Source organism: Halorubrum sp. B53, assembly GCF_059752395.1.
The window spans coordinates 92,923-117,452 of the sequence record NZ_MWTH01000016.1; the positions used below are offsets into that span (position 1 = coordinate 92,923).

17 protein-coding genes and 1 pseudogene are annotated in these 24,530 nt (G+C 67.7%); 11 read left to right on the forward strand and 7 right to left on the reverse strand.

The genetic code is table 11. The features are described from left to right. Nucleotides 1–124: 124 nt before the first annotated feature. The 4 genes from B4V06_RS16915 to B4V06_RS16930 all read right to left on the reverse strand — a co-directional run bounded on the left by B4V06_RS16915 (nucleotide 125) and on the right by B4V06_RS16930 (nucleotide 4,544). Entirely contained in the window at nucleotides 125–1,624 is a 1,500-nt protein-coding gene (locus tag B4V06_RS16915; protein WP_498170720.1) for a D-aminoacyl-tRNA deacylase, read from the reverse strand. A 621-nt stretch (nucleotides 1,625–2,245) separates the two neighbouring features. After that, nucleotides 2,246–3,196, reverse strand: a complete 951-nt coding sequence (locus B4V06_RS16920; RefSeq protein ID WP_498170722.1) for a calcium/sodium antiporter — start codon at nucleotides 3,194–3,196, stop codon at nucleotides 2,246–2,248. Between the two features lie 78 nt (nucleotides 3,197–3,274). Beyond that, a complete protein-coding gene (locus B4V06_RS16925; RefSeq protein WP_123114375.1) occupies nucleotides 3,275–3,469 on the reverse strand; it encodes a DUF7333 family protein in 195 nt (64 codons plus the stop codon). Between the two features lie 127 nt (nucleotides 3,470–3,596). Then, complete coding sequence (locus B4V06_RS16930; protein ID WP_498170724.1) at nucleotides 3,597–4,544, reverse strand: PhzF family phenazine biosynthesis protein; 948 nt, start codon at nucleotides 4,542–4,544, stop codon at nucleotides 3,597–3,599. Between the two features lie 90 nt (nucleotides 4,545–4,634). Here B4V06_RS16930 and B4V06_RS16935 point away from each other — a divergent pair, with 90 nt between their 5' ends. Next, entirely contained in the window at nucleotides 4,635–5,984 is a 1,350-nt protein-coding gene (locus tag B4V06_RS16935; RefSeq protein ID WP_498170726.1) for an alkaline phosphatase family protein, read from the forward strand. A 1-nt stretch (nucleotide 5,985) separates the two neighbouring features. After that, on the forward strand, nucleotides 5,986–6,576 hold the full coding sequence (locus B4V06_RS16940) for a DUF7097 family protein (protein WP_498170728.1): 591 nt from the start codon (nucleotides 5,986–5,988) through the stop codon (nucleotides 6,574–6,576). A 37-nt stretch (nucleotides 6,577–6,613) separates the two neighbouring features. On the opposite strand, the gene B4V06_RS16945 is transcribed toward B4V06_RS16940, so the two are convergent. Further along, nucleotides 6,614–7,354: a hypothetical protein gene (locus B4V06_RS16945; protein WP_123114371.1), complete on the reverse strand. Its 741-nt coding sequence runs from the start codon at nucleotides 7,352–7,354 to the stop codon at nucleotides 6,614–6,616. Nucleotides 7,355–7,512: 158 nt separating this feature from the next. Here B4V06_RS16945 and B4V06_RS16950 point away from each other — a divergent pair, with 158 nt between their 5' ends. The 4 genes from B4V06_RS16950 (at nucleotide 7,513) to gltB (ending at nucleotide 17,000) form a co-directional block, all read left to right on the forward strand. Beyond that, nucleotides 7,513–8,181 (forward strand): DUF6517 family protein, encoded by a 669-nt coding sequence (locus B4V06_RS16950; RefSeq protein WP_123114370.1) that lies wholly within the window; start codon nucleotides 7,513–7,515, stop codon nucleotides 8,179–8,181. 255 nt (nucleotides 8,182–8,436) lie between these two features. Then, nucleotides 8,437–11,802 (forward strand): PGF-CTERM sorting domain-containing protein, encoded by a 3,366-nt coding sequence (locus B4V06_RS16955; RefSeq protein WP_498170729.1) that lies wholly within the window; start codon nucleotides 8,437–8,439, stop codon nucleotides 11,800–11,802. Nucleotides 11,803–11,872: 70 nt separating this feature from the next. Then, on the forward strand, nucleotides 11,873–12,040 hold the full coding sequence (locus tag B4V06_RS16960; protein ID WP_176329328.1) for an HEWD family protein: 168 nt from the start codon (nucleotides 11,873–11,875) through the stop codon (nucleotides 12,038–12,040). 301 nt (nucleotides 12,041–12,341) lie between these two features. Further along, nucleotides 12,342–17,000 (forward strand): glutamate synthase large subunit, encoded by a 4,659-nt coding sequence (gltB, locus tag B4V06_RS16965; RefSeq protein ID WP_498170731.1) that lies wholly within the window; start codon nucleotides 12,342–12,344, stop codon nucleotides 16,998–17,000. A gap of 202 nt (nucleotides 17,001–17,202) precedes the next feature. On the opposite strand, the pseudogene B4V06_RS16970 reads toward gltB, so the two are convergent. Continuing rightward, nucleotides 17,203–17,451: pseudogene (locus tag B4V06_RS16970) on the reverse strand (ABC transporter ATP-binding protein); the annotation flags it as partial. Nucleotides 17,452–17,587: 136 nt separating this feature from the next. Between B4V06_RS16970 and B4V06_RS16975 the strand changes: the two are divergent. Beyond that, entirely contained in the window at nucleotides 17,588–18,790 is a 1,203-nt protein-coding gene (locus tag B4V06_RS16975) for a sensor histidine kinase (protein ID WP_498170734.1), read from the forward strand. A 528-nt stretch (nucleotides 18,791–19,318) separates the two neighbouring features. On the opposite strand, the gene purN is transcribed toward B4V06_RS16975, so the two are convergent. Next, nucleotides 19,319–20,956 carry a phosphoribosylglycinamide formyltransferase gene (gene purN / locus B4V06_RS16980; protein ID WP_498170736.1) on the reverse strand — a complete coding sequence of 546 codons (1,638 nt, stop codon included), beginning with the start codon at nucleotides 20,954–20,956 and terminating at the stop codon, nucleotides 19,319–19,321. Between the two features lie 168 nt (nucleotides 20,957–21,124). On the opposite strand from purN, the gene purB reads away from it, so the two are divergent. From purB to B4V06_RS17000, 4 genes are all read left to right on the forward strand, one after another. Then, nucleotides 21,125–22,564 (forward strand): adenylosuccinate lyase, encoded by a 1,440-nt coding sequence (gene purB / locus B4V06_RS16985; protein WP_498170737.1) that lies wholly within the window; start codon nucleotides 21,125–21,127, stop codon nucleotides 22,562–22,564. 80 nt (nucleotides 22,565–22,644) lie between these two features. Continuing rightward, nucleotides 22,645–22,983, forward strand: a complete 339-nt coding sequence (locus B4V06_RS16990) for a zinc ribbon domain-containing protein (RefSeq protein ID WP_123114363.1) — start codon at nucleotides 22,645–22,647, stop codon at nucleotides 22,981–22,983. Between the two features lie 110 nt (nucleotides 22,984–23,093). Further along, nucleotides 23,094–23,885, forward strand: coding sequence for a sensor domain-containing protein (locus tag B4V06_RS16995; RefSeq protein ID WP_498170739.1), 792 nt, complete (start codon nucleotides 23,094–23,096; stop codon nucleotides 23,883–23,885). Nucleotides 23,886–23,935: 50 nt separating this feature from the next. After that, the coding region (locus tag B4V06_RS17000; protein WP_498170742.1) for a metal-dependent hydrolase at nucleotides 23,936–24,530 on the forward strand (595 nt) is incomplete at its 3' end.

A 24,530-nucleotide genomic window follows, 5' to 3' on the forward strand; every position in this document is an offset into this window, starting at 1 on the left:
ACGATAGAGTCCATTATGTGGTGTGGTTGCGACCCGGACGTATTTATTTTTGCCCGATCGTCTGACGCGGGTCGGACGCCGAGAGACCGTCTCCAGCGCGCGGGAGCGGGGTCGATTTCGACGCTTACTCTTCCGCGTCTTCGGCGTCGACCGGGAACCGCTCCGTCCGCGCCCGCGACACGTCGGCCGGCGTCACCGTGTCGCCGTCGATCTCGACGGACTCGCCGTCGGCGAGCCGACCGAACGCCGGCCCCTCGGGGACGCCGCGGTCCCGGGCAAGGTCGGGGTCGAACGCGGTCTCGCGGGCGACGACCGCGCCCTCCGCCACCTCGACCGCGTCGTATCCGCCCGCGAGCACCGCCGCGAGGCCGTCGACAAGATCGGCGTATCCCGGCGCGTCCGGGTCGTCGGCGAAGGCGGCCGCTCCGGCCGCGCGGGTGCCGGCCTGCTCGGTGTCGAAGGCGACCGCGTTCGCCGCCACCGCGTCGCGGGTCGCCTCGGGGTCGATCCCCTGCGCCCGAGCGAGGAGCGCGTCCGGGAGTTCGCGGATCGAGACCGCGTCGGGGGCGGAGCCCGCGTCGGGGTTCGAGACCGCGTCGGATCCCGACTCCGCGGGGCCGGAGTCCCCGGGAACGACGTCGCCGAATCGAAGCCCCTCGTCGACGGTCGCGAGGTCGCGCTCCAGCCGCTCGACCAGCGGGAGCGGGCGGTCGCCGACCTCGCGGACCCACGTCTCGCTCACCACGCGGTGCCCGAGCCCTTCGACGACGGCCGCGAGCTCGGGCCTGTCGCCCTCGATCACGGCGCGGTCGGCGCGGCTGCGGGCGAACGCCTGCTCGATCGTCTCACGGTTCGCCTCGGGCGCGCCCATCTCGCCGAGCGACCAGTCGGCGCCGACGTGGCCCACGGCCCACGCGGTGTCGCGGACGATCCGCGTGAACCGCGGCGCGTAGTGGCCGCCGCCGAAGCCGACGACGTGGCGGGGAGCGGGGTCGCCCGCGTCGTCTGAGTCGCCGTCGACCAGGTCCGGACCGGTGCCTCGCAGGTCGAGGACCGCCCTGGCGACCGCCTCGGCCGCGTCCGGGTCCGCCCACTGCGGCTCGTCGGAGCCGACCTCGACGAACAGCGACGGGACGGAGCCGTCCGTCGGTCCGTGGTGGGTGCACTCGATGCCGACGTCGTACCCGTCCGGGGCGTGCGCCGCCAGCGCCTCGACGACGCGCTTCTCGGCGCCGGGGGCCGCGTTCGCGAGCGTCTCCGGCTCGCCGCCGTACGGCGCCGGGCCGAAGTTCCCGGTGACGTGGGCGGTCAGGAGCCGCCCCGTCTCCCCGGAGTGTCTGGAGACGAAGACGAGGAAGTCCGGGTCGGTCGCGTCATCCGGGTCGGTCGCGTCATCCGGTTCGGCCGCGTCGTCACTTCCGAACGCGACCGCCGGGTCGTCGAGTTCGATGTGTAGCTCGTCGAACTCCCGGAGCTCGAACCCGTCGGTCCGGTAGTAGGTCCCGCCGCCCGCGGCGTCGGGGCGCGTCTCGTCCTCGCGTCGCTCCCAGTCGCCGACCGCGAGCAGGCGCTCGCCGATGTGTTCGGAGGCGCTGTCGGCCCGGCTGACGACGATCGCTATCACGAACTGCGGTCGGGGTCGGGCGGCCGAATAGGCGTCGATTCGAGCGCGATACGAGGGTGTGTGATCGGCGACTGGCGCGGCTGAGGCGACAGTCGTTTGTTTATAAATGGTTGCTGGTGGGTCGACGGTGAACACCTCCAAAGCCCCAGCCGCTCGGCTATACCCCGTTGCAGTCGCTACGCCGGCGAACACCTCCAAAGCCCCAGCCGCTCGGCTATACCCCGTTGCAGTCGCTACGCCGGCGAACACCTCCAAAGCCCCAGCCGCGACGGCTCGCGCGGCTCGATGCGCTCCTCGCTCAGTCGCTACCGCTCCTTCGCTCCGGTGCTTTCGTCGCCGTGCTTCGCCCTCGCGGCAGCGAGGCGCGAAGCGCCTCTGGCAGCCGGCGGCTTCGCCGCCGGCGACTGCCCCTTTGAGTCCCACCCGCCCGCAACCGCACCGCAACCTCACGCCTCCCCAGCCTCGTCAGTCGTCCTTCGCTTCGCTCCGGACGACTGACTCCCTCGTGCGGTCTGCTCGCGGCCTGTCGGCCGCTCGCAGGCGCACGCCACCGCTGAGATTCAGCTCTATATATAAATGGCACCGCTCGTCAACGGTCGGTCTTCGAGTGTTTCTTCGCGCTCACGGGAACAGCAGGTACGCGAACACGCCGTACGCCGCGATGAGGACCGCGCCGTCGACGCGCGAGAGGCGCTGGCCGCGGTACATGAGCCCGACGAAGAGGGCGGTGAAAGCGAGGAGCGCGGGGAACTCGAAGCCGCGGACGCCCGGGCTCACGCCGATCGGTCGGATGACGGCGATGATCCCGATGACGGCGAGGACGTTGTAGATGTTCGACCCGACGACGTTGCCGACGCTGAACTCGGCCTCGCCGCGGACGGCGGCGACGACGCTCGCCGCCAGCTCGGGGAGCGAGGTGCCGAGCGCGAGCACCGTGAGCCCGATGAAGATGTCGGAGAAGCCGGCCGCGGAGAGCAGCGACTCCCCGCCGTCGATCAGCCACTTCGAGCCGAGCAGCAACGCGACGATGCCGCCGACCACGGCGGCGACGTCGCGGAAGCTCGCGTCCGGCATCTCCGCGCGCTCCGCGGTGGAGATACCGGACTGCGTCCGCCGAATCCGGCGCATGACCACGACCGTGAACGCGACGAGCACGCCGAGCAAGAGGACCCCTCCCGGCCGACCGATCCGGCCGTTCCAGCCGAGGCCGACGAGCAGCAGCGCGGCGAGGGCCATGAACGGGACGTGGCGCTCGAACACCGTCTGGGAGACGTCGAGCGGGCGGATCAGCGCGGAGACGCCCAGCACGAGCCCGATGTTGGCGATGTTCGATCCGAGAATGGTCCCGAGCCCCACGTCCGTCGACACGGTCACGGCGCCGAGCAGCGAGACGAACAGCTCGGGGGCGGTCGTCGCGAACGCGATGACGGTGACCCCGACCGTCGACGCCTTCAGGCCGACCGCGAGCGCGAGGTCGCTGGCGCCCTTGACGAGCAACTCGGCGCCCGCGTAGAGGAAGGCGGCACCGCCGACGAGGAGCAGCAGTTCAGTGAGCGGCGACCCGAGCAACACGGCTCCCGATTGTCGTCGGCATTTTAAAAAGCGCCGTGGTTCGGAGCGGTCGGAGAAGCCGGTCGCCCGTCCGCCGGCTCAGGCGTGCGTCGCCCGGAACTGGCCGTGTTTCACGCCGATGGCGAACGCGAGCGCCCCGAAGAGCAGCATCGACGGGACGACCATCATCAGGGTGGTCTGCACCGGCATCATCCCGCTTCCGATCAGTCCAGCGGTGCCGACCGCGACGATCAGTACCAGCAGCGCCGCCGCCCGTGGGAGGTCGAACTCCATGTCAGGGGTTCGTCCCGAGACGGCCTAAACGTTCGGCTCGACGATAGTGATCGAAACGGTCGGCCCGGCGATAGCGATCGAAACGGTCGGCTCGGCGACGGTGGCGGCGTCGCGCGGGCTCACCCCGTCACGCCTCGATGATCTCGTCGTCGTCGGGCTCCTCCGGCACCGTCAGCTCGCCCTCCATGGAGACGACCGCACGGCCGCCGACCCGGACCTCGTCACCGTCGACCCGGACCCTGACGTGCCCGGGGCGGTCGACGAAGTGGCCCTGTTCGAATCGGAGCTCGTCGGGGAACTCGCCGTCGAACGCGTCGACGGTCCGCAGGTACGCCCCGACCGCGCCGCTCGCCGTGCCCGTCACGGGGTCCTCGGCGACGCCGACCGCGGGCGCGAACGCCCGGCCGTGGAGCGTCGACTCCGCCTCGAGCGCGTCGAAGGTGAACGCGTAGATCCCGGCGACCTCGTGTGCGTTCGAGATCGCCTCGATCGCGGCCGCGTCGGGCTCGGCCTCGCCGAGCCGCTCCAAGAAGTTGACAGGGACGACGAGCCACGGGAGCCCGGTCGAGGCGACGGCGACGGGGAGGTCGGCGCCCACGTCCCGGAGTGCGGCGGGGTCGATCCCGAGCGCGTCGCCGAGGCGGTCGGCGCCGAGCTCGGCCTCGGCGACCCGCTCGACCGTCGGCGGGTTCTGTCGCATCCAGACCGTACCGTCCTCGTCGACCCGGATCGAGAGGTCGCCGACGTTCGTCCGGAGGGTGCGCTCGCCGGCGTCGATCGCTCCGGCGTCGTACAGCGCGGCGTAGCTCGCGATCGTGGCGTGACCGCAGAGGTCGACCTCCGTCGAGGGGGTGAAGTAGCGGACCCGCTCGTCGGCGCCGGCGTCGCCGTCGGCCTCATTACCCCCGGCGTCCGGCTCGGAGAGGAACGCGGTCTCCGAGGCGCCGAGCTCGGCGGCGATCCTCTCCATGCGGTCGTCGCTCAGTCCGGCGGCGTCCGGTACCACGCCGGCGACGTTCCCGGCCAGCGGTTCGTCCGTGAACGCGTCGACGAGCAGCGCGCGTCGCGTTTCCATGGGTCACCCTCGTGGGGCGCCGTAAAAAAGGGTCCCGAGCCGGCCCGGGACGATGTCAACCCTTTTGCCCTCGACGGCGGATGTACCCCTATGGGCCTCTTCGACCGGTTGCGCGGAACCGACACCCCGCGCGTGGCGTTCATCGGGATCGACGGTCTCCCGCACGGTCTCGTCGCCGACAATCCGGACACGTTCCCGACGCTCTCGGCGATCGCCGCCGACGGCGACGGCGGGCCGATCGACAGCATCGTGCCGCCGGAGTCGAGCGCGTGCTGGCCCGTGCTCACTAGCGGCCAGAACCCCGGTGAGACCGGGGTCTACGGCTTCCAAGACCGAGAGGTCGGCACCTACGACACCTACGTGCCGATGGGCCGGGACGTCCAGGCGACCCGCGTGTGGGACCGCGCCACCGACGCCGGGCTCGACGCGACGGTGATGAACGTCCCCGTCACGTTCCCGCCCCAGCGGACGGTCCAGCGGATGGTGTCCGGCTACCTCTCGCCCGACGTGGACAAGGCCGCACACCCCGAGGAGCTCCGCGAGTACCTCACCGAGAGCGACTACCGGCTGTCGGTGAACGCGAAGCTCGGTCACAAGGCGGACAAGTCCGAGTTCATCGAGCACGCCCGGGAGACGCTCGACGCCCGCGCCGCCGCGTTCTCCAGGTACGTCGAGCGCGACGACTGGGACCTGTTCGTGGGGGTGTTCACGGCGCCGGACCGGATCAACCACTTCCTGTGGGGCGACTACGCGGAATCCGGCCGGTACGGCGAGGACCTCCTCGACTTCTACGCCGCGCTCGACGAGCACATCGGCGCGATCCGGGAGGCCCTCCCGGACGACGTTCGCCTCGTCGTGGGCTCGACCCACGGGTTCACGCGGCTCCGCTACGACGTCTACTGCAACGAGTGGTTAGAACGGGAGGGGTGGCTCTCGTACGCCGACGCCGACGACCACGGCGCGCTGACCGACATCGACGACGACACCCGCGCGTACTCGCTGGTCCCCGGTCGCTTCTACATCAACCTGGAGGGCCGCGAACCCGAGGGGGTCGTGCCCGAGTCGGAGTACGAGTCCGTGCGCGCCGAGCTGCAAGAGGCCCTCAAAGCATGGGAGGGCCCGGACGGGAAGCCGGTCGCGAAGCGCGTCGTCGAGCGCGAGACCGTCTTCCGAGGCGAACACGACGAGATCGCACCGGACCTCGTCGTCATCCCGAACGAGGGGTTCGACCTCAAGTCCGGCTTCCGCCCCCACGACGAGGTGTTCGACCCGGACGGCCCGCGGACGGGGATGCATACCTTCGAGGACGCCGCCCTGTTCGTCGACCACCCGGACGCGAACGTCGAGGACGCGGACCTCCTCGACGTCGCGCCGACGCTCCTGCGACTGCTCGACGTCGACTACGGCCGGACCGACCTCGACGGCGCGAGCCTGATCTGAGATGGAACGGACGCCGGACGGGACCCCGGTCGGCGTCGACGACCCGTACGCGGTCGCCGGCGTCTGCGACCGCCTGACCGACGACGGTCGCTGTCGGTTCGCGCTGACCCGCACCGGCGACGACCCGGAGTTCGCCGCGGCCCGCCGCGCCGACGGCTACGCCTGCCACGTCGGTCCAGACGACGCGTGGCGGGCGTGTCCCCACTACCGTTCGACGACCGACGGCCGCGAGTGCCGCCGCTGCGGGCTCGAAGAGGTCCGGATCGCCCACGACGACGCCCGACCGCTGGTGGAGGAACACCACCTCTCGTACGGCGGAAACGGACCCGTCGCGACAGCGGACCGCGACGACGGTGCCGGCGGGCACCCCGACGACGGTGCCGGCGGGCACCCCGACGACGCCGGTCCCCACGAGATCACCGTCGCGCTGTGCCGCTGGTGTCACACGAAGGTCCACAAGTCGTTCGCGCGGATCGACGACGACGCGAGTCCGGACCCCGAGGCGATCGCTGAGCGAGAGCGCCGGCGAAGCAAAGAGCAGTCGGAGTCCGCCTTCGAGACGGCCGGCGAGCGGTTCGACGAAAGCGAATAGTCGAGGCGGACGGCTCCGTCGGGTTCAGCGGCCGTCTTCAGGCGTCCGGCCGCGGTCGGATCAGGTTCGCGAGGGCGACGAGCGCACCGAGGAACCACCCGAGCGGGACGGAGATACCGACCCACATCAGCACGTAGCCGAGGCCGGCGACGCCCCACTGCTCGCCGAACGTCTCCAGGTCGAAGGCGCTGCGGAGGGTCTCGTTGATCCCGCCGACGCCGAGGATCGTATCGAGGATCCAAACCGCGAGCTGGTAGCTCGGGTCGAGCACCAAACTCGAGATGGAGGGCGTGAGCAGCCCGGCGACGACCGGCGGGAGGAAGATCGCGGTCATCGCGAACGGGTACGCTAAGAGCACGCTGACGAACCGCCCGCCGGTCTTCGAGAACCCGGCGGCCGCGCCCGCGGAGACGACCGCAACGACGCTGGCGCCGCCGATTCCGAGCATCACCTCGGTCGGCAGTTGGAAGTGCGCGAGCAGGGTGAGCGAGCCCCAGACGAGCGTCGCGACGACGACGGCGCCGAGCACGCCGAAGCGAGCGACCGCGGAGTCGAGCTTCGCGGCGTAGTACCGCGTGGCGAACCCGACGAGCAGGAGCGGGTACGCGACCGCGACGAGCGGGGCGCCGAGTATCGCCCAGAGGTAGTACCCGACGGTCTGGACGGAGGTCTCCGGTTTCCACTTCCCCAGCACCGCGCTCGGATCGAGCTGTCTGGGGAAGACGACCTCCATCCACGTCTCGTGGAGTCGGACGACGTCAAGGAGGAGCGCTTCCACCAGACTGGTTTGTCCTCGGCGTTCCATTTGGCTCACCTCGCGCACGCCACACCGTGAACTTTGTGCCTTCGTTCGGGCGTCTGTCAGTACGCCCCGATTATCAGACGGTACGCCCTGCGCCGATACGCTTAACCGTTTCAGCGGGCCTATCATCGCTCATGCATAGACGTGGACTGCTCGCGGCGGTCGCCGCATCGACGTCCGTCGCCCTCGCCGGGTGTGCCGCCGGCGAAGACGGGAGCTACGAGTACGACGCGAGTCCGGCACAGATCCCGTCGGAGGCGGCCTCAGAGGCCGGGTATACGGGCGAGGAGCCGGAGTCGTTCACCATCGAGCAGGAGTTCGACGTGGCGGGCGTGAACGCCCAGGTGTCGGCGACCACGTGGGTGGCGGGGTACGAGAACCAGAACAACGGCTCCGCGCTGTTCGTGGCGAGCACCCCGAACGCGTCGGTGGGCGGGCAGTCGGTCAACCCGCTGGTTCGCGCCGACGACGCGGAACTGATCCGCCGGCTGTTAGAGCAGGTCGAGCAGCGCGGGATCGGCGGCGAGGGAACCGACATCGAGGCCGAGGACATCGAGAACCGCGGCTCGGAGACGCGGACCATCCTCGGCGAGGAGGTGGAGGTGTCGATCCTCGAAACCACGGTCGACGCGGAGGTCGGCGCCGGCGGCAATCAGAGCGGCAGCGTCGAGGACGTCCCGGTGTTCATCTACATCGCGACCGTTCAGCACGACGACGACGTGGTCGCGCTCATCGGCGTCCACCCAACCGCGGTCGACGCCCGCGACTCGGTTCTCTCCTTGATGGAACAGGCCGAGCACTGATCGACCGCTGACACGTCGGCTGCGTCTGTTAAGCGACGGCACCGCAAAATCTACCTCGCTAATCGCCCGACCTGAGTCGATTTCGATCGAATTCGTTTCCGTGAGTGGAAGCTTCGATGTCCGTAACTGATTTAATAAATAATCAACCGAATTCGCATATCCCACGACTCGAGACGACAGCGGTGTAGCGAGTTCGTCGGATATCACAGCGCAGACACTCTCTAGCCGCTGCCCTATCGATCGTGGCTCGCCACGATGGATCGAAAAAACTCAACCTACGAACCGGTGGTCATCTTCGTCATTTGTATGGTTGTTATTTCAGGTGTCGCGATGGTTATCGGAACAATATCAGTGAATGGCTTTCTATGGAATGTTGATCATACAGACAATATTTCAGTGGGTCCTAACGAAAGCCAAACTGTAAGCGGAATTAAGGTGTACAGCGAGGAAGATCCTGTTAAGATTCAAGTAGGGAGTCTTGTAGATGCGGGTGCTGAGTTTGATGTAAGGAACACTTCATATGATTTAGAGAACGGTCAAAGTGCGAATGAGTCGGAGGTATACATTAAAAATGCAAATTCAACAAATGCCACTATTATCGTAGAACCTTCTGCGTTAGATAGTACGACCTCATTTGATGTTAAGATCAAAAACATAAATACAACTAATGTAAGCAAATATAACCAGGATATAGAAGAGATCAACAGAAATATCGAATATAAAATAATACAGGGAGGACAACCTGATCAGACTACATTTTCTGTTCAGACATCCGCAAACGTCTCTATTAAATCAGGATCATACGACAATATGACAGATACGATCAAATTTGAAAATATTAGCCTGGCCAATAACTCAAGTGATCGAATAATTGTCTGGAAACAATCATCAGATGGTGATCTCACCGAAAGGATTGCAGCCATCAAAGGTAGACAAGAATCGATCTCGATTGAAAATAATTCTGTCAAAGGCAAGGAGAATATTGCTGTCACAATTCATCCAGGGTGGACAAATTCAACAGAGACAATCTACGCAGCAGATCAGACAACTGTTACAGCACCTATCTCTGCCAGATTACTACAAGAGCCAATATACTATCCGAAAAATGACAACCTCAGTCAACAATATTCTGAATCGGTGTACTTTGAATTCAATACAAAAATAAGAGATAATAAAGGAGAAATAAGTATCAACTATATTAATGGGAATTCGTCCAATATTAGCGTGCAAAATAAGTCAGATAATGTATTGCTGTCTGATAATGAACTGTATCTATTTTTCAATTCAACAGAGGATCCTCAGACACAGCGTTACATACAAAGAATCGGCGTTAACGGAGTAAAATCAGTTTACGGAGGAGAAGAGATCTCTAGAACCATATCTAACACCAGTAGAGTGAGTGATCTAATAACAAACACAACAAACACAACAGTTGCACAGGGAACAAAAATAGTATTATCATCAAGCGAATCTGAAGAGGTCTATCTTTCTTCGGATAATTCGTCTGTTGACCTTAGCGAGCCGGGTGATAACAATTATAATAAGGTTATAGACACATCAGAGATCCCTATTGGAGAATACATACTTAAATCTGGATCTGAAACAAATGGTAGCCAGATCAATATAACTGAAGATTCACTGTCTGCTAAGACTCCAACAACAGCTGAATCAACGGGGATTATAATCAATTTTAGCTCGCCTTCAATAAACCGACATCTAGCCATTAGCGTCCACAATAAAAGTGATACAAGCACAGCTAGAGAAGTGATAGAATTAGAACAAAATAAGGTGAGAAATACATCCATCGAGGTCTCAGAGCCAGGAGAATACAATCTAAGAATCAGAGATACACATTCTGGAGAGGTAGTCAGACGTTCAATACAGATTTTGGAGAATAGAGATTCAAATCTGATGTTTGATTCAGATCCAAATGAGAGTTATTTGGGAACAGAATATAATGCTGAAATATCGTCCATTTACAACAACTCGGAGCTGAAAATAATCACTGAGTCAAATAGAACAATCGCAACTGCTAACCTCTCTACACCGGCTCCCGGACGCACATCGATTGGGGTGAATACGTATGCCCTCGGCAACGAATCGCTGACAGATAGGTTTGTCACCGCGGGGCCGGGCGCGACCGTGGAATCGGTCGACACGTCGATATCGAACAGGACGCTTCCTCCGGGAACGTACCGGATCGCCGTCCGCTCCGAACAGGGACTCGCCTCAACAGCCGACGAGGCCACTGTCACGATCGGGAGCCGTTCGACGAACGGTGTGACCGCCTACGCGACGACCGCCCTCGACCGAGGCGACCTCGGGACGGCCGACGCGGTGCGACGGGCGATCGCGAACGGAACGCTCTCGCCGACGTCGACCGTCGCCTCGAACGAGACCGTCGTGTACGCCGCGAACGCCACGGGATTGACCGGGCTGCCGGCCGCGCAGAACGCGACCCCCGAGACGGGCGCCGACCTGAGTCAGCTCGGCGGGCTCGCCTTTGGCGTGCGGTCGAACGCGTCGGCGACGGATGACGACGGGACCGACGCAGACGGGCCGGTCCCACCGAACTCGTCCGTCCACGTTGACAGCACGGGGCTCTACCTCGTCGCCGAGGGCGCCGACGCGCTCGCGACCGATGAGACGCCCGCCGACGGAGAGACGTTTACTGCCGAGTTCCGCGTAGAGGACGAGCGCCTGCGCGAGGCCGCGTCGGACGCGACGGACGACCACGCCGTGTCGACGACGGTGACTTTCGAGGCGCTCCCGACGAGCGAGGGGGACGAAGATACTGCAAGCGACGATCCGATTGGAGGCGGCAGCGGCGGTGATGACGGTAATGGCAGTAACGGTAGTGGTAGTAGTGGCGGTAGTGGTAGTAGTGGCGGTAATGGCAGTAACGGTAGTGGTAGTAGTGGCGGTGGTGGCAGTGACGGTAGTGGTAGTAGTGGCGGTGGTGGCAGTAACGGTAGTGGTAGTACTGGTGGCGGTGGTAGCGGGGGAGCTGGCGGTGGTGGAGGAGCGTCCGGCGGCGGTACCGGCGCGGGCGGCGGTGCGACCGCCGGCGGAAGCGGACCGGCGGAGGCGACGCCGGGGGCGGGAGCCGCGCCGAGCGGCTCAGAGGCGGAGAAACCGAACAGGAAAAACGGGGACCGGTCCGTGATCGGTCCCGGACGGAACGAGGACCGGTTCGGGATCCGCCCGGTGGCCGACGTCCGACCGGTCGCAGGCGGCGATTCGATCGCGTCGCCCGCGTCCGTCTCGCCGACGGTGGCCTCCGCCAACGCGGGTGCCAGTCCGACCGAGGGCGACGCCCCCTCGTCCAAGCCGGGCGCGGATCGCGGCGACGCCGGATCGGACCGCGCGGGCGGCGACAACAGCGGGGCAGAGGCGACCGAGGTGGCGGGAGCGAACGGGGCGGACGCCGAGTCAGACGTGCGGGACGGTCCGGCAGCGAAGTCGGAGTCACCGGACGGCGAGCCGGAAACGCCGAGCTACGACGACGCGCCGATCCGGACGACCGCCGACGACGTGCCCGGGTTCGGCCCGCTCGTCACGCTAGTCGCGCTCCTGCTCACCGGGAGACTCGCCGCGCGACGGCGGAGTCGGGGCCCGTGAGAGCGTGTTCCGGCAGTCCCGCGGCGACTCGGGCGGTATCCTTTTGCTGGACCGCACCCTCCCGTGAGGTATGAGCGTGACCATCACCCCGCCGCGGGAACGCGAGTGCGAGCTGTGCGGTCGCCGGGAGCGGTGGGACGAGGAGGCCACCGGCTGGCAGATCGCCGACGAACCGGGCGAGGTCTACTGCATCCACGAGTGGGACATCAACGGGTCGTTCACGCCCCTGCGCGAGTGACCGGCCCGTCTCACACCGGGCTCGTCTCGCTCGGCGACGAACTCCGGCTCGGTCAAAAACGGCGAACGTTCGACGATTAACAATACAGTATTATTTTCGGGATTCGGGCCCGTAACGGCACAGATTTGTTCGTTTGAGAGGCTCTAGTAGAACTAATCCGGCACATAACTGATCGGGCGTCGAGCGTGTCAACGGTTATGCACCCATGATGGATAATTACCTTATATTCCCTAATGTGTGTACGAGGGATCCTACCCGTATCAGGGTCATACCTTTAAGCGATCATCTGTGAGTGCGGGGCATGACCGAGCCACGTAGTAACACCCGGGGGGATTCGGAGTCCTCGGGCCGCGGTGGGGGGCTTGCGACGGTATCGGACGAGCGATCGAACTGCGGGATCGGCGGGATCGTCGACCTCGACGGGGACCCGAACCACGAGACAGTGACCGATGCGGTCCGGCTGCTGGAGAACCTCGAGCACCGCGGCACCACGGGCGCCGAGGAGAACACCGGCGACGGGGCCGGCATCATGGTCGCGCGCCCGGACGGCTTCTTCCGCGAGGTCGTCGACGCCGACCTCCCCGACGAGTACGCGGTCGGCTCCGTCTTCATGCCGACCGAGCAGAGCGTCCAGGCGGAGATCCACGACGTCATCGCGGAGGTGTTCTCCGTCTACGGGCTGGAGGTGCTCGCGTGGCGCTCCGTCCCGACCGATAACGCCGACCTCGGCGCGACCGCGCTCGACTCGGAGCCGGAGGTCGCCCAGCTGTTCGCCGCGCCCGTCGAGGGTGCCGGTCTCGCAGAGCGGTTCACCAGCGAGGAGACCCGCCCGGACGACGTCGACCCGGAGCTGCTCGGGTTCGACCGCGCGCTGTATGCCGCCCGACGCGAGATCGAGAACGCGGTCGCCGACGTCGACGGGGCCGGGCGGTTCTACGTCTGCTCGCTCGACCGCCAGCGCGTCGTCTACAAGGGCCTGCTGAAGGGCTCGCAGCTCGCCGACTACTACCCGGACCTGACCGACGAGCGCTTCGCGAGCCACGTCGCCTTGGTCCACGCGCGGTTCTCGACGAACACGCTCGGCGCGTGGCACCTCGCGCACCCGTACCGCAACATCGTCCACAACGGCGAGTTCAACACGATCCGCGGGAACGTCAACTGGATGCGCGCCCGCGAGAACGACCTCGACCATCCGGCGTTCGGCGCCGAGCTCGACACGATCAAGCCGGTGATCGACGACCCGAACCAGTCGGACACCGCGAGCGTCGACAACGCGGTCGAACTGCTCCTCCAGGCCGGCCGCGACCTCCCGCACACGCTCCGGATGCTGATCCCGGAGGCGTTCCGCGACGACGACCTGATGGACGCGGCCCGCACCGACTTCTACGACTACCACGCCTCGCTCGTTGAGCCGTGGGACGGCCCCGCCCTCGTCATCGGCTTCGACGGCGACCGCGTGGCCGGCGTCCTCGACCGCAACGGGCTCCGCCCGTGCCGGTACGAGGTGACCGAGGAGAACCGGCTGATCGTCGGGAGCGAGGTCGGCGCGCTGCCGACCGACCCCGCCGACGTACAGCGCCGCGGGCGGCTCCAGCCCGGCGAGATATTCGTCGCCGACCCCGAGGAGGGGCGGATCGTCCCGGACGACGAGGTGTTCGCCGAGCTCACCGACGAGAAGTACGGCGAGTGGGTCGACGAGCGCCAGGTGGACCTCGACGAGGTCGTCGTCGAGGTCGACGAGGAAAGCGGATCTGAGAGCCCGGCCGAGGCCGACGACGAGGGCGACGAGGCCCCGACGGTCCGCGCGCACCAGGCCGCGTTCGGCTACACGACCGACTCGCTGAACCACCTCGTCGAGCCGATGGCGAAAGACGGGAAGGACCCGGTCGGCTCGATGGGCGACGACACGCCGCTGTCGGTCCTCTCCGACGTCGACCGCCCGCTGTTCACCTACTTCAAGCAGCTGTTCGCGCAGGTGTCGAACCCGCCGATCGACTACATCCGCGAGGAGCTCGTCACCTCGCTGGAGACCCGGATCGGGAACCAGCGGAACCTGCTCGACGAGACTCCCGAGCACGCCGAGCAGATCGTCTCCGACTCCCCCATCCTCACCGACGCCGAGACGGCGGCGCTGAAGGCGCTGGACAGCGGCCCCGTCGACGGCGACGGCCCCGCCTTCGACTCGGTGACCGTCGATATCACGTACGACCGCGAGGCGTCGCTCGTCGACGCCGTCACGCGGATCCGCAACGAGTCCGCGGCCGCGATCAGGGACGGCGCCGACGTGGTCGTCCTCTCCGACCGCGCGGTCGGCCCGGACCGGCTCGCGGTCCCGAGCCTGCTCGCGACCGGCGCGGTCCACCACCACCTCGTCCGGAACGGGCTGCGGAACCGCGCCGGAATCGTCGTCGAATCGGGCGAACCGCACGAAGTACACCACATCGCGACGCTCGTCGGCTACGGCGCCGACGCGATCGACCCGTACCTGGCGTACGAGTCTATCGCCGACGTCGTCGCTGGGCCCGACGGCGCCGACGAATCGGAGGCGCTCGCGGCGTACCGCGGCGCGCTGGAGGACGGCCTCCTCAAGACGATGGCGAAGATGGGCATCTCGACGATGGAGTCGTACCAGGGCGCCCAGATCTTCGAGGCGGTCGGGCTCGCCTCCGAGTTCGTCGCCGAGTACTTCGAGGGGACCGAGATCCGCACCGAGGGGATCGGGATCGAGGAGATCGAGGACGACCTCCGGACGCGCCACGCGATGGCGTTCGGCGCCGACCCCGAGCTGGAGACCACGGGCGAGTACGAGCACCGCTCGTCGGGGATCAAACACGGCTGGAACCCGCAGACGGTCGGGACGCTCCAGCAGGCGGTCCGCGGCGGCGACTACGAGCAGTACCGGGAGTTCGCCGAGCTGGTGAACGACCAGTCCGAGGAGCTCCAGACGCTCCGCGGGCTCCTCGAGTTCGAGTCCGACCGCGATCCGGTGCCGGTCGAGGAGGTCGAGCCGGTCGAGTCGATCGTCGAGCGCTTCTCGACGGCCGCGATGAGCCTCGGGAGCATCTCGCCGGAGGCCCACGAGAACAACGCGATCGCGATGAACCGGATCGGCGCGAAGTCGAACACCGGCGAGGGCGGCGAGCCGCCGGAGCGGTTCGGCACCGAGAAGGAGTGCTCGGTCAAGCAGGTCGCCTCCGGCCGGTTCGGCGTCACCGCCGACTACCTCGCGAGCGCGGACGAGCTGCAGATCAAGATGGCGCAGGGGTCGAAGCCCGGCGAGGGCGGTCACCTCCCCGGCGAGAAGGTGAACGAGATGATCGCGCACGTCCGGTGTTCCACGCCGGGCGTCGGGCTCATCTCGCCGCCGCCGCAACACGACATCTACTCGATCGAGGACCTCAAGCAGCTCATCTTCGATCTAAAGGCCGCGAGCCCGGACGCCGACGTCAACGTGAAGCTGGTGTCCGAGGCCGGCATCGGCACCATCGCGGCCGGCGTCGCGAAGGCGAACGCGGACGTCGTCCACGTCTCCGGTCACTCCGGGGGCACGGGCGCGTCCCCGAAGACCTCCATCAAGAACGCGGGGCTCCCGTGGGAGCTCGGGCTCGCCGAGGCGAACCAGATGCTCCGCGCGACCGGCCTGCGCGACCGCATCCGCGTCACCGCGGACGGCGGGCTCAAGACCGGCCGCGACGTCGCGGTCGCGGCCGCGCTGGGCGCGGAGGAGTACGTGTTCGGCACCGCGTCGCTCGTCACCTCGGGCTGCGTGATGGCCCGGCAGTGCCACGAGAACACCTGCCCGGTCGGCGTCGCGACCCAGCGGGAGGACCTCCGCCAGCGCTTCCCCGGGCAGCCGGACCACGTCATCAACTACATGACGTTCATCGCCCAGGAGCTCCGCGAGCTCATGGCCGAGCTGGGGTACACCGAGGTCGAGGAGTTCATCGGGCGCCCCGAGCTGCTCACCCAGCGCGAGACGGACCACGAGAAGGCGAAGCACCTCGACCTCTCGGCGGTGATCGCCGAGCCCGCGGGCGACGCCCGGACGAAGACCCGCGAGCAGGACGACGCCGACATCGAGGCCCTGCTCGACTGGGACCTCATCGACGAGGCGGCCCCGGCCATCGAGGACGGCGCGCCCGTCGCGCTCACCCGCGACGTGGAGAACGTCGACCGCGCGGTCGGCGCGACCCTCTCGAACCGCGTCGTCTCCGAGCACGGCGGCGAGGGGCTCCCGGACGACACCGTCACCTGCCGGTTCGACGGCTACGCCGGCCAGAGCTTCGGCGCGTTCCTCGCGCCCGGCGTCACCTTAGAGCTGACCGGCGCCGCCAACGACTACCTCGGGAAGGGGCTCTCCGGCGGCCGGATCGTGGTCAACACCCCCGACGAGGCGGGGTACGACCCCGCGGAGAACGTCGTCGCGGGCAACGTCGGGCTGTACGGCGCCACCGACGGCGAGGTGTACGTCAACGGCGTCGCCGGCGAGCGGTTCGGCGTCCGCAACTCCGGCGTGCGGGCGGTCGTCGAGGGCGTCGGCGACCACGGCTGCGAGTACATGACCGGTGGGGTCGTCGCCGTGCTCGGCGACACCGGCCGGAACTTCGCGGCCGGGATGTCCGGGGGGGTCGCCTACGTGTACGACCCGGACGACCGGTTCGACGAGCGCGTGAACCGCGGGATGGTATCGGTATCGGCGACGCTCGACGAGTCGGACGAGCGCATGCTGCGGCGGCTCGTCGAGAACCACCGGGCGTACACCGGCAGCGACCGCGCGGCCGAACTGCTCGACGATTGGGCGGCGACGCTGGACGACTTCGTGCGCGTCTTCCCCGACGCGTACGCCGACGTCATCGCCGAGGGCAAGGGCGCCGACGTGCGCGACGAGCCGCCGGCGGCGGCCGAGACCGTCCCCGGCGCCGCGAGCGACCCGACCGGGCAGGCGTCGAGCGACGACTGATCGGAGGGCGGGTCGCCGTTCGGTCTGTCTTTTAAATAGAGCTCCACGGTCAGTCGTCGAGCGCCTCGCTCTCGACCGCCTCCTTTCCCATCGCCCGCTCGACCGCGCGGTCGACGTGTCGCTCGCGGGCGCGGTCGACGAACTCCTCCGGCAGCTCCTCGATCTCGCCGGCCTGCACGCCCCAGAGCTTCACGTAGAGGCCGTCGGCCGGGAGCCAGGCGTCGGGGACGACCGGGAGGGTGTACGGGCCGTCGCCTATGAACACGGCGTCGATAGCGACGCCGAGCACGACCGGCGGGACCAGCCCGGCGACGCGGGCGACGACGTTCGCGGCCATCCCGATCACGAGCCAGTGGGCCTCGCCGGCGCCGTACTCCCGGACCAGTCGGAGGAGCGGCCGGTCGACCCGATCGCGGTACACCTCGAAGGCGTTGCAGTCGTCGGCAGCCATGGGGATAGCATCCGTGCGAGCCGCATGTATCCGACGGCTTCGGTCGGTTCGGCCGGGTTCGACGAACGCCCGGGCCGGCACCGTCCGGTTTAAGCCGAACGGAGACCATAATATCGCATCGCGGTCGTAATCGACGATGAGTGACGCACTGTCCGAGGGAGACGCCCTCCGCCGCATGTACCGGATCACCGCCGACCAGGAGCGTCCCTTCGAGGAGAAGCTTCCAGACCTGCTGGATCTCGGTCGCGCGTACCTCGACGTGGAGACCGGCTTCCTCACCGAGATCGACGGCGAGACGCAGGTCATCGTGGACGCGCGGGGCGACCACGAGCTGCTTCAGGCCGGGCGGAGCTGCCCGCTGTCGAAGGCGTACTGCAGGCGGACCGTGGACATGGACGGCGCGCTGACGGTCCAGCACGCCCGCGTGGAGGGGTGGGAGAGCGACGCCGCCTACGAGGAGTTCGGGCTGGAGGCGTACATCGGCGCGAAAGTCGTGGTCAGCCGCGAGGTGTACGGGACCTTCTGTTTCGCCGATACGGCGGCTCGGGACCGTCCCTTCTCGGAGGACGAGGAGACGTTCGTGGAGCTGTTGGCCCAGTGGGTCGGCTACGAGCTGTTCCGGAAGCAGGCGACCGAACGCATGCAGCGGCAGCGCGACCAGTTGGAGGAGTTCTCCCGCGTCGTCTCGCACGACGTCCGGAACCCGCTCGGGATCCTCGACGGCTACCTCGACATGGCGGAAGAGACCGGCGATCCGGAGCACTTCCAGCGGTGCCGCGACGCGGTCGACCGGATGGAGTCGCTGATCGACGACCTGCTCTTCCTCACCCGCGAGGGACAGACGATCGGGGGACGCGAGGAGGTCGACCTCGGGGACCTCGCCCGCGAGTCCTGGTCGTTCGTGAGCGCCGGGGACGCGACGCTGGCGGTCGACACCGACCGCGTCGCCCTCGGCGACTGGAGCCGCCTCCAGCAGGTGTTCGAGAACCTGTTCAGAAACAGTGTGGAGCATGGCTCCACTAGCAGCCGGGCGGAGCCCGGCGACAGTGTCGAGCACGGCGGCGCCGACGTGGCGATCCGAGTCGGCGACCTCCCGGACGGGTCGGGGATCTACGTCGAGGACGACGGCGCGGGGATTCCGGAGGCCGAGCGCGACGAGGTGTTCGTCGACGGCTACACCACCGGCGCGTCCGGCACCGGGCTAGGGCTGACGATCATCCAGCAGGTCGTCTCGGCGCACGGCTGGGAGATCGCCGTGACGGAGAGCGCCGCCGGCGGGGCGCGGTTCGAGATCACCGGGATGGAGTTCGTCGGGGACGGAACGAACGGCGACAGGTAGCGAGGGGTCAGTTGTGGTCTCCGTCGGGAGACGCTCCGTCTCGGTTGCGGTCGATACGGACACGGCAGCGAGCGATTGCGGGAGTGAGTGTAGTACGTCGTGAGCGAAGTCGTTTATAACCCCGATCGTGGTGTCGCTGTCAGATTTTTATAAGTGATCGACGCTTCCGCGGTGAAGGTCTCCAAAGCCCCAGCCGCTCGTTTTTAAGGAGCTGATCCGATTTTGACGGTGAAGGCCTCCAAAGCCCCAGCCGCGACGACTCGCGCGGCTCGCTGCGGTCCTCGGTCAGTCGCTTTGCTCCTTCCCTGCGGTCCTTGCGTCGCCGTGCGTCGCCCTCGCGACTGGGGCTTTGAGTCCCACCCCGCCCGCACCGCAACCGCACCTCACACCTCCCCAGCCTCGCGGTTCGCGCTCTGCGAGCGCTCACCGCGTCCCTCGCGGGCTGGCTCGCGGCCGCCGGTGGCGGCCGCTCGCAGGCGCGCCGACCGCATCCGTCTTTTATAAGTAATCCTCGCCGTCGCTCACCGGTTAGTCGTGACGGAAGCAGCGCGAGCCGGTGAACGCCATCGCCATGTCGTGCTCGTCGGCGGCGGCGATCACGTCCTCGTCGTTGACGGAGCCGCCCGGCTGGATCACGGCCTCGATCCCGGCCTCGGCGGCCTCCTCGACGGCGTCCGGAAACGGGAAGAAGGCGTCAGAGGCCATCACGGCGCCCTCCGCGGACTTGCCCTCCGCGTCCTTCTCGGCCTTCATCGCCGCGAGCGTCACGGCGTCGACGCGGGACACCTGCCCCATCCCGACGCCGACCGTCTCGGTGCCGGTCGCGAACAGGATGCCGTTCGACTTGACGTGCTTGAGCGTCTTCCACGCGAACAGCATCGTCTCCAGCTGCTCGTCGGTTGGTTCGCGCTCGGTGACGATCTCCAGGTCCGCGACGGTCGGCGACTGGAAGTCCCGCTCCTGCACGAGTCGCCCGCCGACGACCGGTTTCTCGGTGAACCGCTCGGAGAAGCGGTCCACGCCCTCGCCGAGTGGGCCGACGTCGAGCACGCGGAGGTTCCCCTTCTCGCGGAGCACGTCGAGCGCGCTGTCGGTGTAGCCGGGCGCGACGACGACCTCCTTGAACGAGTCGGCGACCGCGGTCGCGGTGTCGGCGTCGCACTCGCGGTTCAGGGCGACGATGCCGCCGAACGCCGACTTCGCGTCGGTGCGGAGCGCGCGGTCGTACGCGTCCGCGAGGGTGTCGCTCGTCGCGCAGCCGGCGGGGTTGGTGTGCTTGATAACCGCGGCCGCGGGCTCCTCGAACTCCTTCACGAGGTTCAGCGCCGCGTCGGCGTCGTTGTAGTTGTTGTACCCCATCCCCTTCGCGCCGGGGTTCAACTGGTCGGCGCCGACGACGCTCGCCTCCTCGCAGCCGTCGTCCGCGTAGAGCGCGGCGTCCTGGTGCGGGTTCTCGCCGTAACGGAGCGTGTCGGCGCGCTCCTCGGAGGCGAATCGGCGCTCCGGGAAGTCGCCGCCGGCGTCGCCCTCGACGGTCACACCGGTCACCGCGCCGACCGGTCCGTCCCCGTCGGCGTCCCCGTCCTCGCCGCCCTCGCGCTCGACCGTCACGCGGCCCTCGGCGAACCACCGGACCGCCCGCGGGTACGCCGTGAACTCCGCGTCGTGAAGCACCCGCTCTTTCAGCGAGTCCGCGTCGTCGTCGCCGTAGACGGGGACCGGCTCCTGCGTGACGATCGGGCCGTCGTCGATCTCCTCGGTGACGACGTGGACCGTACAGCCCGTCGTCCGGACGCCGGCGTCGAGCACCTGCTCGTGGGCGTCCATGCCCGGGAACGCCGGGAGCAGCGAGGGGTGGACGTTCAGCGTCGTCGGCGCCGCGTCGAGGAACTCGTCGGTGAGCACGCGCATGTACCCGTCGAGGCAGACCAGGTCGAAGTCGTAGTCGGCGAGCCGGTCTAAGATCCGTCGCTCGTGGGACGCGCGCGACTCGCCCTCCTCCCGCTCGACGACCTCGGTCGGGATACGTCGCTCCGTCGCGGCCTCCAACACGGGCGCCTGCTCTCGGTTCGTCAGGACAACGGACAGCTCCGCGCCGCCCGGCGCGACGTCGGCGATGTGTCTGAGGTTCCGCCCCCGGTTGCTCGCGAGTCCGGCGATCTTCATACGAGACTGGTCCGACCGATCGCGTATATCGATTGCGGTCCGTCCCGTCAGAGTATCCACGTTTACGGATAATATCCGCCACCCGGGCGGGGAAAGGCGATGAACCTATCCACGTCCGTGCGTCACGCCATCGACACGCTTTTGCTGGCTCCGGAGGCAGTCGCGAACATGACGGACCACGCCATCTCGGGCCTGTCGCGGTCGGACCCCCTCGCCGCCGTCTCGCCGCTGGACGGCCGATACGCCTCCCGCACCGCGCCGCTGTCGCCGTACGCGAGCGAGGCCGCGCTCATGCGCGCCCGGACCCGCGTCGAGGTCGAGTACCTGATCGAGCTGGCCGCGCTCGACGCGACCCCGATCGCGCTCGACGACGACGCCGAGGCGGGGCTGCGCGACGTCGTCGAGGAGTTCTCGGCCGAGGACGCGCGACTCATAAAGGCGCTCGAGGTCGAGGGCGCCGAGGGGTACGCCGCGACCAACCACGACGTGAAGGCGGTCGAGTACTTCCTCCGGGTGCGACTGGACGGGTTAGACGAGTCGGGAGCGATCGCCGACGCGGAGGCGCTGTACCCGTGGATCCACTTCGGGCTCACCAGCGAGGACGTCAACAACCTCGCGCACCGGCTCCTTCTCAAGCCCGCGGTGAGCGAAGTGCTCGTGCCCGCGGTCCGCGAGGTCCGGGACGCCCTCGTCGACCTCGCGCAGGAGCACCGGGAGACGCCGATGCTCGCGCGCACCCACGGCCAGCCCGCGACGCCGACGACGTTCGGCAAGGAGATGGCGGTGTACGCCTCGCGGCTCGGCCGCGCGCTCGGCCGCGTCGTCGTCGCGAACGGCGACCTCTCCGGGAAGCTGGCGGGCGCCTCGGGGGCGTACGCCGCCCACGACGCCGCCTACCCGGACGTCGACTGGCGGGCGTTCTCCCGGTCGTTCGTGCACGGCCTCGATCTGGAGCACACGCCGCTGGCGACGCAGGTGAACCCCTGCGACGACCTCGCGGCGCTGTTCGACGCGCTTCGCGGGGTCAACAACGTGCTCCTCGATCTGGACCTGGACGCGTGGCTCTACGTCTCCGACCGGTACCTCGGCCAGCGGGCGGTCGAGGGCGAGACCGGCTCCTCGACGATGCCGCACAAGGTGAACCCGATCGACTTCGAGAACAGCGAGGGGAACCTCTCGAAGGCGAACAGCGACCTCACCTTCCTCGGCGACTACGTGACGAGCTCGCGGCTCCAGCGCGACCTCTCCGACTCCACGGTCAAGCGCAACGTCGGCGCCGCCTTGGCGCACTGCCTCATCGGCTACGGGAAGGCCGAGAGCGGGCTCGCGAAGGTCGTCCCGAACGAGGCGGTGATGCGCGAGGAGCTGGCGGCGACCCCCGAGGTGATCGGCGAGGCCGTCCAGACGATCCTCCGGCGCGAGGGCGACACCGACGCCTACGAGCGCGTGAAGGAACTGACGCGGGGGCGGTCGGTGACGCTCGCGGACTTCCGCGAGCTGTTCGCCGACCTCGACGTCGACGAGGACGTGCGCGAGGAGCTGCGGGCGCTGACGCCGGCGGGATACGTCGGCGTCGCCGACGATCTCGTCGACGAGATCGACGAGTAGGCGCCTCCTCGCGAACGACCGCGAGGACACCCGGATCGGCGCCACAAGAGGTTTATCCGTCGCGTGAGCAGGTGCGGCCGATGCCCTCCGACAACGACGACGAGACGGAGTACTCCGTCTTCGGCAACGAACCGAGCGGCGAGTGGGCCGACGCGGAAGACGACGGTCGCGCGGACCCCGACTCGGCTCGAACCGAAGGACAGCACGAGTCGCTGGCGACCGGGGACGGCGACGGCTGCCCGAAGTGCGGCAGCGAGGAGACGGAGACCGACGAGATCGCGACGAGCGGGACCGGTCTCACCAAGATGTTCGACGTCCAGAACCGCGCGTTCGTCGTGGTCTCGTGCGCGAACTGCGGCTACTCGGAGCTTTATAAGGGACAGTCGAAGGGGAACGCCATCGACTTCTTTGTCGGCTGAGCGGGTCGCGGCGACGGCTTCCGGGGTCGAATCGCGACGATGCTCGGGACCGCTCCGTGTCGCGTCGAGCGACCGATTTATGTCGATAGCGCGACCGGTTTCGAGCGCGTATGGTCTCCCTCCGTCAGCCCTCCGGTATTCCGGTCGTCGGCGTCCTCGTCGACGGCCGAACGTACAGGCACCTGTTGTACCTCCTGCTCGCGGTCCCGCTCGGGTTCGTCTACTCGACGCTGTTCACGTTCGGCGTCGCGTTCGGGCTCCTCCTCTCCGTCGCCCTCGTCGGGGTCGTAATCCTGCTGGCGACTCTGATCGGCTCCCGACTGGTCGCCGGCTTCGAGCGGTGGCTCGCGAACGCGCTGCTCGGCACGAAGCTGTCCCGGCCCGACGATCTCGTCGACGCCCAAGGCGCGCTCGCGGGCGTCAAGAAGTACGTCGACGCCCGCTCGACGTGGGCGGGGCTCGGGTTCCTCTCGCTGAAGTTCTGGGTGAGCCTCTTCGCGTTCGTTCCCCTCGTCCTGTTGGCGAACGCGCTCCCGCTGGTCGCCGCGCCGCTCCGGTACCCGTACACGGCCGGCTTCGGCGAGGTCAACGGCGAACCCGTGACGTGGGCGATCGACACGCTCCCGGAGGCGCTGGTCGCGCTCCCGCTCGGGGTCGTCGGCGTTCTCCTCGCGCTCCACCTCACGAACCTCGTCGCCTACGCGGCCCGGCAGATGGCCGTCGCGCTGCTCGGCCGCCGAGAGACCGGGTCGGCTTCGGGACCGGAGGGCGACGGCGCGCCCGCCGGCGCCGGAGACGCGGGTGACGCCGACGGCGAGTTCGACTTCGTGGACGATCCAGCCCCCGCCGACCGCGACCCCGACAACCGCGAGCCCGACGACCGCGGCGACGACGACGATTGAGTCGAGGACGCCCCCGAGCGACTTATTCGCGTGCGGGCGTCAGGGCGGATATGGCACCGACGCTGGTCAACGCCGCGTTCGGCGCGCTGCTCGGGGCCGCCCTGCTGGGCGCCGCTTTCGACCGGCGGTCCGTCGCGGTCGTCGTCGCGGCCGCGGTCCTCCCCGACCTCGACGCGGTCGCGAGCCTCGCGGTCCCGGGCGCGACGAACGCGCTCCTCCACGCCGTCTGGCTCCCCCTCACCGCCGGGGTCGTCCTCTACTGGGACACCCGGCTGCGGGACGCCTCGCGGCTCCGCGAGCGGGCCGGGTGGCGCGGCGTCCGGGTCGCGTGGGTCGCGCTCGCGGCGTTCCTCGTCGCCGGCGTCGGCCCGGACCTGTTCGGCAGCGAGGGTGTGAACCTGCTGTACCCGCTCGGCGACGCCTACTACCTCGTCAGCGGCGGGTTCCTCTTCTCGACGGAGGACGGGATCGTCCAGACGTTCGTCTCGTTCGGCGCGGAGGGATCCGGGGTCCTCCCCCTGGAGACGCTCGGAACGACCGACTCGTACGCGATTCCGACGTTTATAAACCCCGACGGGCGGCCGGGGCTCTCGCTCGGCGCCGAGCGCGAACTGCACTTGGTCCGGACGGGGTGGCAGCTCGTCG

What these genes read in the sequence shown, in the direction of transcription:
- B4V06_RS16995 (WP_498170739.1), top strand. Translation starts at nt 23,094, where the DNA reads ATGGTCTCCCTCCGTCAGCCCTCCGGTATTCCGGTCGTCGGCGTCCTC.
- B4V06_RS16930 (WP_498170724.1), bottom strand. Translation starts at nt 4,544, where the DNA reads ATGGAAACGCGACGCGCGCTGCTCGTCGACGCGTTCACGGACGAACCG.
- B4V06_RS16950 (WP_123114370.1), top strand. Translation starts at nt 7,513, where the DNA reads ATGCATAGACGTGGACTGCTCGCGGCGGTCGCCGCATCGACGTCCGTC.
- B4V06_RS16975 (WP_498170734.1), top strand. Translation starts at nt 17,588, where the DNA reads ATGAGTGACGCACTGTCCGAGGGAGACGCCCTCCGCCGCATGTACCGG.
- B4V06_RS16955 (WP_498170729.1), top strand. Translation starts at nt 8,437, where the DNA reads ATGGATCGAAAAAACTCAACCTACGAACCGGTGGTCATCTTCGTCATT.
- B4V06_RS16940 (WP_498170728.1), top strand. Translation starts at nt 5,986, where the DNA reads ATGGAACGGACGCCGGACGGGACCCCGGTCGGCGTCGACGACCCGTAC.
- purN (WP_498170736.1), bottom strand. Translation starts at nt 20,956, where the DNA reads ATGAAGATCGCCGGACTCGCGAGCAACCGGGGGCGGAACCTCAGACAC.
- B4V06_RS16960 (WP_176329328.1), top strand. Translation starts at nt 11,873, where the DNA reads ATGAGCGTGACCATCACCCCGCCGCGGGAACGCGAGTGCGAGCTGTGC.
- B4V06_RS16925 (WP_123114375.1), bottom strand. Translation starts at nt 3,469, where the DNA reads ATGGAGTTCGACCTCCCACGGGCGGCGGCGCTGCTGGTACTGATCGTC.
- B4V06_RS16990 (WP_123114363.1), top strand. Translation starts at nt 22,645, where the DNA reads ATGCCCTCCGACAACGACGACGAGACGGAGTACTCCGTCTTCGGCAAC.
- gltB (WP_498170731.1), top strand. Translation starts at nt 12,342, where the DNA reads ATGACCGAGCCACGTAGTAACACCCGGGGGGATTCGGAGTCCTCGGGC.
- B4V06_RS16935 (WP_498170726.1), top strand. Translation starts at nt 4,635, where the DNA reads ATGGGCCTCTTCGACCGGTTGCGCGGAACCGACACCCCGCGCGTGGCG.
- purB (WP_498170737.1), top strand. Translation starts at nt 21,125, where the DNA reads ATGACGGACCACGCCATCTCGGGCCTGTCGCGGTCGGACCCCCTCGCC.